Below are 12,804 nucleotides of genomic sequence, written 5' to 3'. Positions count from 1 at the left end.
ACCCGCCTTCCTGCCCGATTTTGTTCAGGTTGGCGGCGCTGGACCTGAACAGGTTTACACAGTTTACACTGTTCAGGAGAAAAACTCGGAAGGCCGGAGAGGGCGCGATTTTCAGGGCCGCACCGCTTCGCGCGCGCAGCGCAAATGCGCTGCATCGCCAAGGGATTTGCCGGGGTTTCACGGGTTCAAGGAGCGGCTGCGAGGTTAGGGATTTGGCGGCGTGTAGGACAGCGGTTTTCGCACCTGTCGCCAGAGCGTTCTAGTGCAAAGCCCGGGCTGGCTTGTCGCTGCCGACATCTGCCACCCAATCCGGAAATTTTTCACAGTGCCATTCCATTTTGGAGTAGCTGATGTGCAAGATATCCAGTGTGCTTCTAAGGTGTTCGTCCGTCAGGAAAAACCTTGCTTCACAGCCTGTTGCTCCCTGCAATACCCAGACAAAACCTTCGCCGTGGGGCACGAGTTTCATTGTCGATGCCAACCACGGCACCCCGTCAGCAGGGGCAAGAACAGGTTCGGCCCTGCTCGTTTCACGTTGATCGCGGAGTTTCTGCTGCGACACCGACAACCCGAACCGGGCCACCACGGACGACCCGGCCTTCTCCTCAATTTTCGTGACGATGATGGGCAGGAAACGGTCCAGCAACCGGCGTGTCAGCCAAATGGCTTGGACGCCGGCGTTCGCGTTAAACGCGTTCATCCTGATCCGGTCCTCGACCAGATCGAAGGCCATTGTAAACTTTTCGATGATGAACGGCGCGGCGGTTTCGGGTTCGGAATGGATCATGGCAATCTGACAAAAACACAGGTGAGCGCAACGGTGTATGTCCTGAGGGCGAAACTGGCAATGGATGCCCGCGTGCTGGCCCGGTGGCCTCACCTTTTGGCTATAGCCCTTGGCGTCGTAGCGTCTTTGCCCGAGAACTCTCCGCGCCTCCGCGCGTTCAGGCTTGTTCTGCCGATAGCGGGAAAACTGGACTTTTGGTAACTATTCATATATAGTGAAAATGAATACAGGAGATTGCGGCATGGCCAATACAAGCCTGAGCCTTGGCGAGCACTGGGAAGTCTTCATCCGCAATGAAGTGCGCAGCGGGCGCTATGGCTCGGCCAGCGAAGTCGTGCGCGATGCTTTGCGAACGCTTGAAACACAAAAGACCCGGCTTGATGCCCTGCGTACCCATCTTGCGGAAGGTGCGGCACAGGCGAGGGCAGGCGTGTTCGTCGAAGATTACTCCGTTGAGAACGTCATTGCTGCGCTGGATAACGAGGGGTGATGGCGTCCTATCGCATCACCCCGCGCGCCTTCGAAGATCTCAAGAATATCGGCCGTTACACGCTCCGGCATTGGGGCAAAAAGCAGCGCGATATTTACCTGCGCGCGTTGGACGCCCGCTTTGCGTGGCTGGCGCAGAACGCCAACGCCGGGCGCAGCCGCGATGAAGTTGCCCAAGGCTATCGCAGTTTCCCGCATGAATCGCACGTCGTGTTCTATCTCGTTCGCGAAGGCGGCATCGACATCATTGGCATACCGCATCAGGCGATGGACGTGCCCGGATTTTTTGGCGTAGCGGAGTAGCGCAGCTGCCATCGCGGGTATCGCGCGGAGACGCGGAGGCGCGGAGAAGGATTGATCGCGCAAAGGCGCGAAGGCACGAAGATGGTGTGCCAGTCCTTTGCGTCGTCGCGTCTTTGCGCGAAAACTCTCTGCGCCCTTTGCCGTCTCTGCGCGAACCAACTTCTTTGTGGAATCGCACAGCAATCACAGAATTAAGTATACTGTCCCCAGAATTCCTGTCCCCAGAATTCCGCTGTCCCCAGAATTCCGGCAATGATATACTTGAGTGAGCAACCGAGATGTGCGAATCCGATCAGCGACAGGTCGATGTATCTCAAACTGAAGTAACGTCAGAGATGATTGCCGCTGGCCATGATGTGGCCGATCTCTGCGAGCTTAACGTGAGTTCGAAAGCGCTTGAGCTAATTTATCGATCCATGGCTGGAGCCGCTCTTTGTCAATCTGGCCCGATGCATATAGCCCCGCATGAAACAGGAATTGCAATATAAACCGGTCGCCTTCGATAATTTTAGGTGACAGGGTTTCTGGCGATTTTGGTTTCTGACGCCCCGAACTCAGGGCGTATGGTCGTATGCGGACTTCCCCCGCTTCCGTGTGTTCAAACACACTGTGCGCATAGAGATTGCGCCGCGCGTTAGCCTTCCGGGCCATGTCGATGACGGAATCAAGCAGCGGTCGCCACACATCTGAAAGTTTAGCAGTTTGGATCGCGGCCTCGAGCATGTCGAGTTTAGCGGAGTTACTCTGGATTTTACCCATGATCGCAGACGCCATCTCACGATCCTGGCCTTGACCCAGCGCGCGGGCGAAGCACATGGTAATGCAGAACTCGATGTTCGGGGTTTCGGCGAAGTAGCGTCCTAAGGCTGAAGTGACCGGATGATCGGTGTCCGGTGCTCCGAGATACCAAGTGGGATTAGATGTCATGGCAAAGTCCGACCAAGAAGAAACCTACTCCGTTGCGGAGACGGAAGCCCGTCGAGAGGCGGCGCTAAAACGCATGTTTGCCACCCCCCACAAGCCTCACAAGGCTAGCGGGAAGCGGCCCAAAGAGTCGAGTCAATCAAAGTAGCGTTTACGCTTTTCGCCGGAAGTTCCGGGGACAGTATACTAATTAGCTTCAGTCCATTCTGCGCCCGTCAACCAAACTCGAACCAGATCATCAATCGCAATCCCCAGCGACTGAGCCAACTTGCGAGCGGTTTCGAGTGAGCCCCTGCGGCGGCCTGCTTCGATGTCGGCGATCTGGACGCGCGCCCTCAGCTTTCAGGTGTTGAAATCCAGTCTTCCCGGCCATGCCGAACACGCAGAACGAGAATGCCATCGTCTGTTTCATCATAAACGATGATATGCGCTTTGAACGGGCGGGCGCGGACTGGCGGGTTTAGCTCTTCACGCATCCGCGCGACGCGTGGCGTTTGGGCCAGAAACGCAAACATCCGCTCCAAGCCATCATGATAGCGGTCGGCTTGCGCAACGCCGAACTGTTCCAATCCCGCCAGATAGATGGCTACAAGATCGTCGGTTGCGGCCTTCGTAAAGCGATATGAGGGGACCTCAGGCGGTCAGTCCGGCCTGTTTCAGGGCAAGGGCGCGGATGTCGGCCATCGTGAGGTCACTTATGCCACTTGCCCGTGCCTCATCAACAAGGCGCTGCATTTGGGCGATCTTGTCGCCGCGCTCTTGCTCGCGCCGAATCAGATCGCGCACATAGTCGCTGACATTGCTGTAGCGGCCTGTCTCCGCCTGCGCTTCAACCCATTGCTTCATCGGATCGGGCAGTGAGATATTCATGGTTGCCATGGCAAGCCTCCTGACGAAAAATTGCCATAGATTGGCAAAGATTGTCAAGTTCAACCCCTGCATCGGTGGCGTTAGAATAGCGTCCGCCCGCCAAACTCAAACCAGATCATCAATCGCAATCCCCAGCGACTGTGCCAACTTGCGCGCGGTTTCGAGCGAGCCTTTGCGGCGGCCTGCTTCGATGTCGGCGATCTGGACGCGGTTTACGCCTGATGTGCTGGCAAGGCCCGATTGGGTTAGCCCGCGCAATTCGCGCCATACGCGTAAGGGGACTTCACCTGCCAGCAACCGCTTGAGCGTTTCGGCAGGGACCAGTTCATCGTCACCCGTAGCAAGTGCGGCCTTGGCCCGGTCAAAAGCGCGCAGATCGTCCAGTTCCCCGGCGGCTTGGCGCAACGCCTGATATTCGCCCAGCGGGATCGTGGTCATTTGACTCATCCTTCGCGATCCAGATGCCGCCCGTGGTCCATGCTCTCGTGCAGGATGCGCAGGATGTAGAGTGTTGTGTGGCCTTCAAGCCGGTAGAAGATGACGTGGGAACCGGCCTTGCGCCCTTTGATCGCGGGGGGAACGCCAAATCGGGGTGTGCCTGATGCGGGCTGGTCGGCAATCGCGCGAATGGTCTGGTCGATCCGGGCGAGATAAGTGCGGGCCTGTGCCTCTCCCCATTGGCTGACGGTATAGGAAGCGATATCCTCGATGTCGGCAAGGGCGGGGGCGGTGATTTTCAGGCGGGGCTTATCGCGCTCCGGCATCGGGTTTCCGTGCGGCCTTCACGCCACGGTTCACGGCGCTTTCAAAAGCGGCTGTGTCGTAATCGAACACCTGCCCGTCACGGATGGCCTGCTCGCCCGCTTCCAAAGCAGAGAGCAAGTCCGATTGCTCGCGTTCCCGCTGCTTGCGCACCATGTCGCGGATCGCTTCGGACACGCTGCTGTAAAAGCCGTTTTCGACCTTGCTGCGCAAAAAGGCCTCATCGACTTGGGCAAAAGAAACCTTCAACATGACGACATCTCCATGGCCCGATTATGCCCCAAGTTGGGCCATCGTTCAATGCCTGAAGAGTATCGTTCCTACACCAACCCCAGCTTCGCCAAGTCCGCCGCAATCTGCGCGGGCAGGACTTCGCCGGTTTCGCCATCGGCCAGATCGCGGGGGGCGTCGGCGTCTTCGAGGTAGCGCCAGCCCTGGTGGGCGCGTTTGGGGCGGGGGTGGACGTCGATCAGTTTGGTGGAGATGACGATGTTGGTGCGCCCGCCTTCGGCCTCTTCAAAGCCGAGGATTTCGGAGCGCGCGACGAGCTGGTGTTTGTGAATCCAGAACAGCGAGCTGCCGATCATTTCTTCAAAGCGTTTGGGGCGGTTCTTGGTGGTCAGCCGCGCTGCGCTGGCATCGCCGCGCCGTCCGCCTGCCGAGAACCATTCGTGCAGTTCGGCCAGCGATTGCGCGCCATAGGCGACTTTGGTCATGTGCAGTGGCATTTCGGAATTATCCAGATCAGGCGGCAAGCCCGCTCAACACCGCGAGGCCGAGGAACGAGAAGAAGCCCATGACATCGGTGGCCATCGTCACAAATACGGCAGATGATACAGCCGGGTCGACGCGCAGCCGGTCAAGCGTGACGGGAACCATGATCCCGGCAAGGCCCGCCACCAGATTGTTGATCACCATCGCGGTGCCGATGACCGCGCCGAGCAGCGGATTGCCGAACAGCAGCGCGGTGCCGCCGCCGACCAGTGCGCCGAGCGTCAAGCCGTTGGCGGTGGCGATGCGCAATTCGCGGAAGATCATGCGCAGCGTGTTCGAACTGGTGAGCTGGTTGGTGGCAATGGCGCGCACGATCACCGCCAGCGTCTGTGTGCCCGCATTGCCGCCCATGCCCGATACGATGGGCATCAGCACGGCGAGGAGGGCAAACCGGGCAATCGCGCCCTGGAACATGCCCACGACCGATGCCGCGAGCAGCGCGGTGCCAAGGTTCACCACCAGCCATGTGAGGCGCGTGCGCACCGTGAGCAGGATCGGCTCGTTGATGTCGCCATCACCGGCACCCGACAGGCGCAGGATGTCCTCGCTCGCCTCTTCCTGAATGATGTGCACGATATCATCGACGGTGATCTGGCCGACGAGCCGCCCGCTTTCATCGACCACGGCGGCGGAAATCAGCGCGTATTTCTGGAAGCGCAGCGCCACTTCTTCCTGATCCATCGTGACCGGGATCAGCGTCTGGTCGCGCTTCATCACATCGGCCAATGCCACATTGCGCGGCGCGCGCAAGATCCACGATAGCTGGCAGGTGCCGACCGGGTGATGCTTGGGATCGACGATGAACACTTCCCAGAATTCGGTGGGAAGATCGTCGTTGCGGCGCAGGAAATCGATCAGATCGCCCACGGTCATCGCCTCGGGCACCGCGATCAGATCGCGGCTCATCAGGCGGCCGGCGGTTTCCTCGGGGTAGGACAGCGCCGATTCGATCGCCGCGCGGTCTTCCGGCTCCATTTCGGCCAGAATCGCCTGCTGGTCCTCTTCGTCGAGGTCTTCGATCAGGGCGACGGCGTCATCCGTCTCCATCTGCTCGGCGAGCTCTGCCACTTCATCGGGATCAAGCTCGTCCACCAGCAGTTCGCGGACGTGGTCGTTCAGTTCGGCGAACACTTCGCCGCCCATAAGATCGTTGATCGCGCGGGCAAGGCCGACGCGTTCGTCACGGTCGATCAGCTCGAACAAGTCGGCGATGTCGGCGGGGTGCAGCGGCTCTACAAGGTTGTAAACACGCTCATGATCGCCGCTTTCCAGCGCGTCCTGCACCTTGCGGACAAAGCCGGGGCGCAGGGTATTGTCCTCGGCATCAAGGCTTTCAGAATTGCGCGCGGGTTCCGCCGCCGGAACAGGATCGTCCGCGTCGGGAAGCAGTGTTTCGGCAAGGTCATCGTCGCGCTGCATTGTGGCGGGGTTAGCCTCCTGACCGATAAAAGCAAACTGCCTTGGCTAGGTATGCGTGACTTTCTTTTTTAACGCCCTATATCGGCGTCAAACAGGAAGGAATTGCGACAAATGGCTGACGAAAATCTCGTACTTTCGCTCGATTCAGGCGATGTAGTAATCAAGCTGCGTCCGGACCTCGCGCCCGGTCACGTGGAACGGATCAAGGAACTGGTCGGCGAAGGCTTCTACGACGGCGTAAAGTTCCACCGCGTGATCCCCGGCTTCATGGCGCAGGGCGGCTGTCCGCAGGGCACCGGCATGGGCGGTTCGAGCAAGCCTGACCTCAAGGCCGAATTCAACGCCGAACCGCATGTGCGCGGCGTTTGTTCGATGGCGCGCACCAGTGCACCGCACTCGGCCAATAGCCAGTTTTTCATCTGCTTTGATGATGCGCGCTTCCTTGATAAGCAGTATACCGTCTGGGGCCAAGTCGTCAGCGGCATGGAACATGTCGATGCCCTGCCAAAAGGCGAGCCACCAGCGAAGCCCGGCGCGATCAGCAAGGCGACCATCGTAGCTGCCTGATCCCATCGCGAAGCATTGAAAAGGGGCGGGGCCAAGCGGCCACCGCCCCTTTTTGCTGCGCAATATAGTTAAATCCGGCCTGCAACATTTTGCAAAACGTCACCCCTTGCAGTGATACAATCAGGGGTATATCTTGACGATTGTCCGGAATGCCGGCGGGCTATCAAACACGCTGGCAGTCGGGCGAAAAAACAGGGCCAAAAATGGTCCATATCCTTCGCAGGAGAGTAGACATGAAGACCTTTGTTGCAGTCCTTGCGGCTGCTGCGGCGCTGTGCACCGCCCTTCCGGCTTCGGCCGCATCGCAACGTGAAACCTTCGATCTTGCTATTGCCAGCGATGGTTACGATCTCAGCAAGCCAAGCGACCTTGCCAAGCTGAACCGGCAAATCAATCTGGCGATCATCGAAGCGTGCAACCCCACCGATCGTCTCAGCAAGGGGCCGCAACCCAATCTGCAATGCCGCAAGGAAATGCGCGCAGATGCAGCCGTAAAGATCGCCGCCCTGACCAAAGACGCCAACAAGCGCATGGCAGGTCTGTAATCCAGCTTATGCCAGCTCCCGCCCATCCCGAGCTTGTCGAAGGGGTCGGGTGGGAGAGGGCCTTTACAATGCAGCCAAGCGCTCGATATCGGCGACGGTGACCGGATCTTTGTAATCGTTAAAGTGGCTGCGCACATAGGTGAGCACGGCGGCCATTTGTTCTGGCGTCAAAATGTCCGAAAACCAAGGCATCCCGCCCCGGCCTTTCAGCAGGATGGTCGTGCCGAAATCCTTGTCGGCAAGGCGCGGATTGCCGGCCAGCGCGGGGATCGCCGCGCCTGCGCCACTGCCGCCTTTGGCATCTGCCATGTGGCAGGCTTGGCAGATTTGTTCATAGACTTCCCTGCCTTCGGACGCGACTTCCACCGCCGTAGGGCCACCACCCGGCCCATCTTGCGCGCGCAACCCCGTAGCGGCAGCAAGCGTCAATACGCCAACACCCAGAACCAGGCGTGCCTTCACGCAGCGCTCGCCTTTTTATGGATACGCTCGACGGCATCCAGCGCGGAAAGCATCGAGCCTTCCATCCAGCCACCGTAGTAGGTCGCGTGTTCACCGGCGAGGACGATCCGTCCGTCAATGGCGCACAAGTTCTGATAATGCGCGGCGCGGCTTTCCTCGGTCCAGCGCGAGGTGCAGCCCATGATCCACGGCACGCGGCTCCATGCCAGCGATACGCCGGAGATGAACTCCTTGCGATACTCTGCCGGATGGAACACCGAACCTTGCGCCAAGGCTGCCTCAATCCGTTGTTCCGGTGTCATTCCGGTCAGTTGGAACGCGCCTGCTCCGTTGGCAAATGCGCCCAGAAGCACGGCAGGGCCATCACTGAACATGTTGTTGTTGGGATAAGAAATCAGCCCAATCGCCTGATCTGTGAACGAATGCCCGCCATAGATTGAATAATCGTCCTCCCAGAATCGGCGCTTCATTTCGATGCCTATTTTAAGCTGGCCGTTAAACGGCACGGCCTTGATTGCGGCCTGAAGCTTGGGGCCAACTTGCATTGGGATTTGGTTCAGCACGGGCAGGGGGATTGTGTTGACCATCCATGCGGCGCTTGTGCTGGCCTTTTGCCCTGTCTTGGTATCTTCCCAGACGGCGGTCACGCCCGTTTCGTTCTGGGTGATCTCGGTGACTTTGGCATTATAGCGGATCATCTTGCCAAGCCGCTTGGCGAATGCCTTGCCGATCATGTCCATGCCGCCTTTGGGCTGGAACATCGTGGTTTGCATCACATAATTGAAATAAAAGCCCATTTGCGTCCAGACGTTCGAAGACAGAACATCTGACAGGCCGTTTACCTGCGAAGGCGTTGGCGCGCCGCCGACACCGCCACCGGGGGCTTTGTCATACCCGCGCTGGCCCGATACAGCCAAGTTGCTGGTATAAGACATGTTTTTGTCCAGCACGCCCCATTCGCGCATTGCAACAAGCAGCTTGTCCTTGTCCTCCTTGGTCAGCTTGTCGTCCAAAGACCCGGCATTCAGCGCCTTGCCCATCAATTCGGCCACGTGGCCTTTGAAATCAACCGCCACATCACGATAGCGTTGCGGTTTGCCACCAAAGGCCTTGCTCCGGTGGACAAAGGCGTTGTGGTTCATCTGGATAAACGGCTCCAGTTCCACCCCGAACGCCTTGCAATAATGCAATAGTGTGCGGTGGTGGTGCGGGATGCGCCATGGGCCGGGGTTGACGTAATTGCCCGGCGCAAAGGTGCAGGTTTGCGTCGCACCGCCGACCTCGACGATCTTGTCTCCGCCGCGAATGGTATAGTTCCGCCCGCCCGGACGGTCCTGATATTCCAGCACGGTTACCTTGTATCCGGCCTGCATCAGTTCATACGCTGCCAGCATTCCGGCAAGCCCTGCACCCAGCACCACGACACTGGAGCCCTTGGGGGCTCCGCTCAACCGTGGCGGACCGGTGAACTGGGTTTCGGCAGCGTGGCCAAGCGTGGTCATCGCCTGATACATGGCGGCACCGCCACCTGCTGCACCGATCATTTTGAATAGATCGCGCCGGCTTTGAGGAAAGGAAGGGTCGGTCATCGTCTGGTAAATCCTCGGGCTGGCGCAACAGGTGGTATCGAAGTGGCCGCAATCAGGGGGCCTTTGCAGCAATGCCCTCAATCTCGACCAGCACATAAGGGCGACCGAGCGCGGCCACCTGTACGGTCGAACGCGTTGGCGCGTTGGGTTGTTCGGGGGTGCCGAAGAAGGTCTTGAACACCTCGTTCATCGCAGGCGCATCCATCCGCCCGCCATTTTCGGGTGTGCCCACCAGAAATACGTTCATTTTGACCAGATCGCCCATGCCAAGACCGAGCGATTCCAGTTGCGCCTTCATCTTGGTCAGGATGTTCAGCGTTTGCTGGCGCGAATCTCCTAATTCTTCGGGCTTGGCCGGATCGATCGGCGATGCGGTCGCTCCTGAAAGGTAAATGATCGTGCTGCCCGGCGGGATTGTGGCTGACGACGAGATCAGCGAATTGGGGTTGCTCTTGGTGCGGGTCACCGCAGGCTTGGCCTTTGCCTTGGCAGGGGCGGCCTGCGTGGTGCCCATGCTGCCTGCCAATAGTGCGGTGGCAATCGCCAGTGCCTGAAGTTTCCTCGACATATCAAATCCTCGTGTTGTTTTTTCCGGCTTGAAAAGGAGAAGGGCGGGGTTGGCCTTTGCCAACCCCGCCCTACAATTGCATCAGAACTTGAAGTTCATACGGGCGTAATAGAACCCACCATTGGTCCCGTACGTGCCGTGATTGAACGGAGCGTTGATCGTCGTTGTGTTGTTTATGAACGGAGAAACACCTGCACCCACCGGCACTGGCAGCACGCCCGGAATTTCGGGTACTTTGTCAAACAAGTTGTTCGCGCCCATCGCAAACGTCAGCGAATCCGTGATGTCATATGACAATTCAAGATCTGTCAGCGGGGTTGCCTTCACCACGGCTGCAAACGGTCCGAAACCACTGACGCCCGGAAGAACCTCGATGCTCGAAGCTCCTTGATAGGATTGACGCAAAGAGGCTGTGAAGCGGCCTGATGTGAAGATCGTATCAAGAATTGCGCGGTACTCGGGCTGTGCTGTTTCAAGGAAGCTTGCAGCCTGCGAATTGAACAGCGCTCCGATATTGTTTTTTACGACATCGTTCTTGTTATAGTTCGCGCTCAGCGTGAAATCGAACTTGCCGAAGTTTGTTTCGACGGGATACTTCGCCTGGAAATCGATGCCCCATGTGCGGGTATCGATGCCGTTGGTGAATGTCGCCACGCCGATTGTGTTTACGGCGCTATCAAGTGGAACATTGCGGGCAGCAATCGCGGCGTTCACAGCGGCAAACGCGGTCATGCCGTTGATGATGTTCAATTGGGGCGTACCGTTTGTGATGCCGCGGATTGTCGATGTTCCGGCAATACGGTCCTTGATCTTGATGTAGTAAGCATCAAGCGTGGCGACAAACTTGCCACCGGGGCGGAAAACGACACCGCCCGAGAAGTTCGTCGATTTTTCAGGACGCAGGGCGCCAAATCCAAGTATCGCCGATGCGGTCGAGCTAGGCGGCAATTGCACCGTAGCGCTGTTTGGCGCCACGTTTGTTGCCGAATAGCTTGATTCTGCAAGCGTTGGCGCGCGGAAGCCTGTGCTGGCCGTGCCGCGCAAAGCAAACGATGGGCTGAAGTCATACCGAGCAGTGATCTTGCCAATCGCCGTATCGCCGAAATCGCTGTAGTCTTCATAACGTCCGGCAAGGTCGACCGTGAAATTCTCGACCGGCTTGGCGATGAAGTTCAGGTATACCGCCTTGGCCTTGCGATTTGTTTTGGTGGCGTCGCTTGCCCTGAAACCCGGGAAGGATTGCCCGCCTTCGACAAATGTCGAAAGATTGTCGCCCTGGCCGATTTCATAGGTTTCCTTGCGATACTCAGCACCGAATGCAACCGTAAGCGGCTCGGCCATGCCGGCGTCGAATTCCTTGGTCAGGTCCAGCGTGGTGACAAATTGGGTCAGCTTGAAGAAGCCGTTGTAGAATGACGTCGGGCTTTGTCCGGTCTGGATAAAGAGTGACCGGTTGACGGATTCTGTTGTGTAGATGTTGTTGATGTCGCTGCCGTATGCTGCGGAGATATCCCAGTTCCATCCGCTCACTTCGCCGCGCAATCCGCCGTTCAGGGACCATTCGTCCTGCGTCACTTCTTGTAATGGAACGAACCCGGTGAAGCCGGTGCGCTGGAAGCAGCTATTTGGATTGCTGGATGAGGTGCAAACGCGGTTTGGCGGACGATAGCCTTGCTTGGCCGAACCATCACGCCGCGCGATATCGCCGAAGAGATAGGCCTCAACCCCGCCAAAATCATATCCTGCGTTGAAGAATGCGATCGACAAGGACGATTTGGGCTGGCCGCCATTGATATTGGACGTATCAAGACCGGCATAGATGGTCTGGAAGGCGGCCGGCACCGACGTGTTTACGCCGCCGTTGACATTCTGCACTGTAATCTGGCCATCGCCCACGAACGTAAAATCGTTGCGGCGGTGGAACAAGGACAGGTTGAAGAAGCCGTTGTCACCCAAGGCATAGCCAAGATTACCGCTGACGCTGTAGGTTTCGCCTTCACCATCGTAGAATTGCCCGGCTGTCGCGCGCATGCTGGCACCCGTATCGGCTGACTTCAGGATGATGTTGATCACCCCGGCAATGGCGTCCGAACCATATTGCGCTGCTGCACCTTCTTGCAAAACTTCGATCCGCTGCACCGCATCTGGCGGGATCAGATCGATGGATGGTGCGGCAGAACCCTGAAACGGCCCAGGGATGACCTGGAGGATAGCCGACCCGTGACGGCGCTTGCCATTGACCATGACCAGCGTGTGGTTCGGGCTGAGGCCGCGCAGACGCGCGCTCAGCGAGAAGCTCGACATGTCGGTGCCCTGCGTTTGCGCGGTAAACGACGGAACAAGCTGGGCTAGCGCCTGGTTAAGGTTGGGCTGCGCCACACGTGCCAGCGAATCTGCGCTCAGCAGCGTTACCGGTGCGGCAGAATCGGCTACAGCGCCGCCCGTTGCGCGCGATCCGGTAACGATGATTTCGTCACCAGCGGGTTGTTCTTCTGCTGGCGCTTCTTGCGCGAAAGCCGAAGTAAAAGCTGTGCTGGCCAGCAGAAATCCGCAAATAGTCTTGGTTACGGTCGACATAAGGTTCCCCCTGAATTGTATCGACCTCTCCCACCAAGTGGCCGGGATCTGTTCCTCGCAGTAATGCAGGCTGACCCGGTCCGTTGTCATGGCTATGCCCGAAACCTCCCCTTCAGGTGTGCCCGGACGTTGCATGAAAGCACGCCTTATCGCGGATGTAAGACATAC

16 protein-coding genes and 1 pseudogene are annotated in these 12,804 nt (G+C 58.3%); 4 read left to right on the top strand and 13 right to left on the bottom strand.

Going from position 1 to position 12,804, the window contains the following annotated elements; translation table 11 throughout:
• Positions 1-259: 259 nt before the first annotated feature.
• Positions 260-787, bottom strand: a complete 528-nt coding sequence (locus IP81_RS09130) for a hypothetical protein (protein ID WP_054107648.1) — start codon at positions 785-787, stop codon at positions 260-262.
• Positions 788-1,028: 241 nt separating this feature from the next.
• On the opposite strand from IP81_RS09130, the gene IP81_RS09125 reads away from it, so the two are divergent.
• Both IP81_RS09125 and IP81_RS09120 read left to right on the top strand, forming a co-directional pair.
• On the top strand, positions 1,029-1,277 hold the full coding sequence (locus IP81_RS09125) for a type II toxin-antitoxin system ParD family antitoxin (protein ID WP_054107647.1): 249 nt from the start codon (positions 1,029-1,031) through the stop codon (positions 1,275-1,277).
• The gene (locus tag IP81_RS09120) at positions 1,277-1,579 is read left to right on the top strand and encodes a type II toxin-antitoxin system RelE/ParE family toxin (RefSeq protein ID WP_054107646.1); all 303 of its coding nucleotides are present in this window, start codon (positions 1,277-1,279) and stop codon (positions 1,577-1,579) included. Before IP81_RS09125 ends, IP81_RS09120 begins: the two co-directional genes overlap by 1 nt.
• A 375-nt stretch (positions 1,580-1,954) precedes the next feature.
• Here the strand turns inward: IP81_RS09120 and IP81_RS09115 are convergent, their stop codons facing one another.
• The 8 genes and pseudogenes from IP81_RS09115 to mgtE all read right to left on the bottom strand — a co-directional run bounded on the left by IP81_RS09115 (position 1,955) and on the right by mgtE (position 6,328).
• On the bottom strand, positions 1,955-2,506 hold the full coding sequence (locus IP81_RS09115) for a hypothetical protein (RefSeq protein ID WP_054107645.1): 552 nt from the start codon (positions 2,504-2,506) through the stop codon (positions 1,955-1,957).
• A 332-nt stretch (positions 2,507-2,838) separates the two neighbouring features.
• Positions 2,839-3,114, bottom strand: a pseudogene (locus IP81_RS09110) (type II toxin-antitoxin system RelE/ParE family toxin); the annotation flags it as partial.
• A 22-nt stretch (positions 3,115-3,136) separates the two neighbouring features.
• On the bottom strand, positions 3,137-3,382 hold the full coding sequence (locus IP81_RS09105; RefSeq protein WP_054107769.1) for a type II toxin-antitoxin system ParD family antitoxin: 246 nt from the start codon (positions 3,380-3,382) through the stop codon (positions 3,137-3,139).
• A 96-nt stretch (positions 3,383-3,478) separates the two neighbouring features.
• Positions 3,479-3,811, bottom strand: coding sequence for a helix-turn-helix transcriptional regulator (locus IP81_RS09100; RefSeq protein WP_197274578.1), 333 nt, complete (start codon positions 3,809-3,811; stop codon positions 3,479-3,481).
• Between the two features lie 5 nt (positions 3,812-3,816).
• A complete protein-coding gene (locus IP81_RS09095) occupies positions 3,817-4,137 on the bottom strand; it encodes a type II toxin-antitoxin system RelE/ParE family toxin (protein ID WP_054107642.1) in 321 nt (106 codons plus the stop codon).
• Positions 4,121-4,387, bottom strand: a complete 267-nt coding sequence (locus IP81_RS09090; RefSeq protein WP_054107641.1) for a type II toxin-antitoxin system ParD family antitoxin — start codon at positions 4,385-4,387, stop codon at positions 4,121-4,123. The genes IP81_RS09095 and IP81_RS09090 overlap by 17 nt, the downstream gene beginning before the upstream one ends.
• 68 nt (positions 4,388-4,455) lie before the next feature.
• A complete protein-coding gene (locus tag IP81_RS09085; protein WP_054107640.1) occupies positions 4,456-4,863 on the bottom strand; it encodes a DUF1489 domain-containing protein in 408 nt (135 codons plus the stop codon).
• Between the two features lie 16 nt (positions 4,864-4,879).
• Complete coding sequence (gene mgtE / locus IP81_RS09080; protein ID WP_054107639.1) at positions 4,880-6,328, bottom strand: magnesium transporter; 1,449 nt, start codon at positions 6,326-6,328, stop codon at positions 4,880-4,882.
• A 111-nt stretch (positions 6,329-6,439) separates the two neighbouring features.
• Here mgtE and IP81_RS09075 point away from each other — a divergent pair, with 111 nt between their 5' ends.
• Together IP81_RS09075 and IP81_RS09070 are read left to right on the top strand one after the other, a co-directional pair.
• Positions 6,440-6,895, top strand: a complete 456-nt coding sequence (locus IP81_RS09075) for a peptidylprolyl isomerase (protein ID WP_054107638.1) — start codon at positions 6,440-6,442, stop codon at positions 6,893-6,895.
• 233 nt (positions 6,896-7,128) lie between these two features.
• Positions 7,129-7,440 (top strand): UrcA family protein, encoded by a 312-nt coding sequence (locus IP81_RS09070; RefSeq protein ID WP_054107637.1) that lies wholly within the window; start codon positions 7,129-7,131, stop codon positions 7,438-7,440.
• A 63-nt stretch (positions 7,441-7,503) separates the two neighbouring features.
• Here IP81_RS09070 and IP81_RS09065 read toward each other — a convergent pair whose 3' ends face one another.
• The 4 genes from IP81_RS09065 to IP81_RS09050 form a co-directional block, all read right to left on the bottom strand.
• A complete protein-coding gene (locus IP81_RS09065) occupies positions 7,504-7,902 on the bottom strand; it encodes a cytochrome c (protein ID WP_054107636.1) in 399 nt (132 codons plus the stop codon).
• Positions 7,899-9,491 carry a flavin monoamine oxidase family protein gene (locus tag IP81_RS09060; RefSeq protein ID WP_054107635.1) on the bottom strand — a complete coding sequence of 531 codons (1,593 nt, stop codon included), beginning with the start codon at positions 9,489-9,491 and terminating at the stop codon, positions 7,899-7,901. Before IP81_RS09060 ends, IP81_RS09065 begins: the two co-directional genes overlap by 4 nt.
• A gap of 52 nt (positions 9,492-9,543) precedes the next feature.
• Positions 9,544-10,059, bottom strand: coding sequence for a Rid family hydrolase (locus tag IP81_RS09055; protein WP_054107634.1), 516 nt, complete (start codon positions 10,057-10,059; stop codon positions 9,544-9,546).
• An 81-nt stretch (positions 10,060-10,140) separates the two neighbouring features.
• Positions 10,141-12,636: a TonB-dependent siderophore receptor gene (locus tag IP81_RS09050; RefSeq protein WP_054107633.1), complete on the bottom strand. Its 2,496-nt coding sequence runs from the start codon at positions 12,634-12,636 to the stop codon at positions 10,141-10,143.
• Positions 12,637-12,804 lie beyond the last annotated feature (168 nt).

It is taken from the genome of Novosphingobium sp. AAP83 (assembly GCF_001295795.1).
GTDB lineage: Bacteria > Pseudomonadota > Alphaproteobacteria > Sphingomonadales > Sphingomonadaceae > Novosphingobium.
This window is presented reverse-complemented; position numbering and strand designations above follow the sequence as displayed.

Excerpts from the sequence above, each read along its gene's own strand:
- IP81_RS09125 (WP_054107647.1), top strand. The coding sequence starts at position 1,029 with ATGGCCAATACAAGCCTGAGCCTTGGCGAGCACTGGGAAGTCTTCATC.
- IP81_RS09090 (WP_054107641.1), bottom strand. The coding sequence starts at position 4,387 with ATGTTGAAGGTTTCTTTTGCCCAAGTCGATGAGGCCTTTTTGCGCAGC.
- IP81_RS09115 (WP_054107645.1), bottom strand. The coding sequence starts at position 2,506 with ATGACATCTAATCCCACTTGGTATCTCGGAGCACCGGACACCGATCAT.
- IP81_RS09085 (WP_054107640.1), bottom strand. The coding sequence starts at position 4,863 with ATGCCACTGCACATGACCAAAGTCGCCTATGGCGCGCAATCGCTGGCC.
- mgtE (WP_054107639.1), bottom strand. The coding sequence starts at position 6,328 with ATGCAGCGCGACGATGACCTTGCCGAAACACTGCTTCCCGACGCGGAC.
- IP81_RS09120 (WP_054107646.1), top strand. The coding sequence starts at position 1,277 with ATGGCGTCCTATCGCATCACCCCGCGCGCCTTCGAAGATCTCAAGAAT.
- IP81_RS09100 (WP_197274578.1), bottom strand. The coding sequence starts at position 3,811 with ATGACCACGATCCCGCTGGGCGAATATCAGGCGTTGCGCCAAGCCGCC.
- IP81_RS09050 (WP_054107633.1), bottom strand. The coding sequence starts at position 12,636 with ATGTCGACCGTAACCAAGACTATTTGCGGATTTCTGCTGGCCAGCACA.
- IP81_RS09055 (WP_054107634.1), bottom strand. The coding sequence starts at position 10,059 with ATGTCGAGGAAACTTCAGGCACTGGCGATTGCCACCGCACTATTGGCA.
- IP81_RS09075 (WP_054107638.1), top strand. The coding sequence starts at position 6,440 with ATGGCTGACGAAAATCTCGTACTTTCGCTCGATTCAGGCGATGTAGTA.
- IP81_RS09105 (WP_054107769.1), bottom strand. The coding sequence starts at position 3,382 with ATGGCAACCATGAATATCTCACTGCCCGATCCGATGAAGCAATGGGTT.
- IP81_RS09130 (WP_054107648.1), bottom strand. The coding sequence starts at position 787 with ATGATCCATTCCGAACCCGAAACCGCCGCGCCGTTCATCATCGAAAAG.
- IP81_RS09060 (WP_054107635.1), bottom strand. The coding sequence starts at position 9,491 with ATGACCGACCCTTCCTTTCCTCAAAGCCGGCGCGATCTATTCAAAATG.
- IP81_RS09095 (WP_054107642.1), bottom strand. The coding sequence starts at position 4,137 with ATGCCGGAGCGCGATAAGCCCCGCCTGAAAATCACCGCCCCCGCCCTT.
- IP81_RS09070 (WP_054107637.1), top strand. The coding sequence starts at position 7,129 with ATGAAGACCTTTGTTGCAGTCCTTGCGGCTGCTGCGGCGCTGTGCACC.